Origin of the sequence: Nitrosomonas sp. Nm33, from assembly GCF_900107265.1 — a bacterium.
GTDB lineage: Bacteria > Pseudomonadota > Gammaproteobacteria > Burkholderiales > Nitrosomonadaceae > Nitrosomonas.
In genome coordinates, this window is sequence record NZ_FNPJ01000150.1 from 1 (window position 1) to 1,879 (window position 1,879).

Below are 1,879 nucleotides of genomic sequence, written 5' to 3' on the forward strand. Positions count from 1 at the left end.
CATGCGCAAATTGCGCTTGTTATAAATCGCTTCTTGAAGCAGAATTTTCTCCAGCTTCGACCAGAGCTCATCGCTGAGCATCAATCGGGGCATCGCAAACTCGTTTTATCGGTGGTGTGAGAACCTCTCAATATTACGAGTTTGCTTCTATTTATGAAATAAATATCTCAAAACGTCAACAGACCCTAGCAAAATATATATCCACAGAGGGATGCACATGAATAAAATTCGACGGCCCCAGCAAGTCAGCGAGGTTAAAGTACGCCCCAGTCGGGAACAGTGGGTTGTATGTTTGGAGGTTTGCTGAGGCTGGGTTCCGATCCCCGCTGGTGATATCAACCGTCAGCCCCAGTCGGGGGCGAAGCGGCAAATTGCTCAAGTTATAGTGCAGATTGGTCGCCACTGCCCAGGCTTCAATGTTCCCGGCCCCGAACCGGCCAAATTGCCAGATAAGCTCAACGTTATACTCCCATGGCAGGGGTTGCCCCCACAGCCGAGTACCAAGCGTGTGACGTACTTCGTGTGCGGTGCCCTGAGCAAACACTCCTTGCTTATTCTCAAAGCCCAGGTAATACAGGTCGGCGTGCCCATCAGGCAGAAATGAATGAGAACGAACAGCATACACACCCCACAAGGACTTATTGGGATCCGGATCATCGTCAAACACGCTGAAACGATTACGAACCGGTTTACCCCAGAATCCATCGATTGCCCATTTATTTACTCGAAAGAGTAGCCGGGCAGCATCAAATGAGCGGCGCGTGTTCGGAACTTCACGAACAGAAATGAGCCGACCTGAGCCATATTCAAATTCCTGCCGCCCAAGCCGCAAAGTGAGCGGCATCATGTCCTTGAAGAGAATGACAAGATCCATGAATCCCTGATGTACGTCGAATACATTTCGGTCTACTTCCGGGCGTGGACCGCCGATCCGGCCGTCTTCGAGGCTTGACATAAACTGACCGAAAAAACGGAGATGCTGCCCCAGGTGTAGGTCAGCATGCAGGAAATATCGTTGCAGTAAATAGTCGTTGTTCCCCCGACTATCCGATGGGCCAGCGCCGAAGTTGGGGTTGTGATAGAACTCGTATCGTTGTCGCATTTCACCCCCGATTGAGAGAAACCAATTTTCCCGATCTTTGATCGGAATATATTTAATGGAATCCCAAAAGTCAGATTGACGCTGGGGCTCGTGCAAGTATCGATAATCCTCATCATAGCGCAACGACTTGAATGGCGGCGGAGCATGTGGCGTCGGCATGCTCTTTTGAGTGGCAATAGATTGAGCGTTCTTGGATAAGGGTAGATCAACATCACCCGTCATCGCGTGCAGATGATTCCCAGCAAATGAACGAATTTCAGGAGCGACCGCTTTTTCAGGCTGAACAAGCGGTAATCCTTGAGCTTGGCTCGCTGCCATGAACAGAGCAGCACAGGCAAAAATGACTGACCAGCTTCTTCGTGGAAACATCATCATAATTTCATGCCCCGAACCCGATAAATTGATCGCAAGGACGGTTGCAGCACAATAAGCCTGCTCTATTTTACATAACAAGCATAGAGGCAAATGGATAAGCGCAGGACTCCTTCACCGCAGCCGCACGGACGTACCCCATGAAAACCCCCCAGAAAAACTCACAGCTCGTTGCGCCAGATCTGATCGTCGCTATCAAACAGGCGGTTGGCTTCTGCCGGACCCCAACTTCCGGCCGGATAGGTTGGAATAAATTCGCGCTCGACCAGCCAATGTTTTAGATGTTTAGTCCCACGGTGTGCTGGAATGGATTAACATTAAAACGTTCCGGCTCTTTTGTCCATATTTTGCAGATGTATTCATAGGGTGTAAGCCCCTTCAAAATCTTAAGCCGCTTTGCGAAGT

General features: G+C 49.8%; 1 protein-coding gene and 2 pseudogenes. All 3 read right to left on the reverse strand.

Going from position 1 to position 1,879, the window contains the following annotated elements:
* Positions 1 to 93 (reverse strand): annotated as a pseudogene (locus BLV54_RS15870) (IS5/IS1182 family transposase); the annotation flags it as partial.
* A gap of 82 nt (positions 94 to 175) precedes the next feature.
* Complete coding sequence (locus BLV54_RS15120; RefSeq protein ID WP_090572402.1) at positions 176 to 1,555, reverse strand: alginate export family protein; 1,380 nt, start codon at positions 1,553 to 1,555, stop codon at positions 176 to 178.
* A 196-nt stretch (positions 1,556 to 1,751) separates the two neighbouring features.
* Positions 1,752 to 1,879: pseudogene (locus tag BLV54_RS15875) on the reverse strand (IS481 family transposase); the annotation flags it as partial.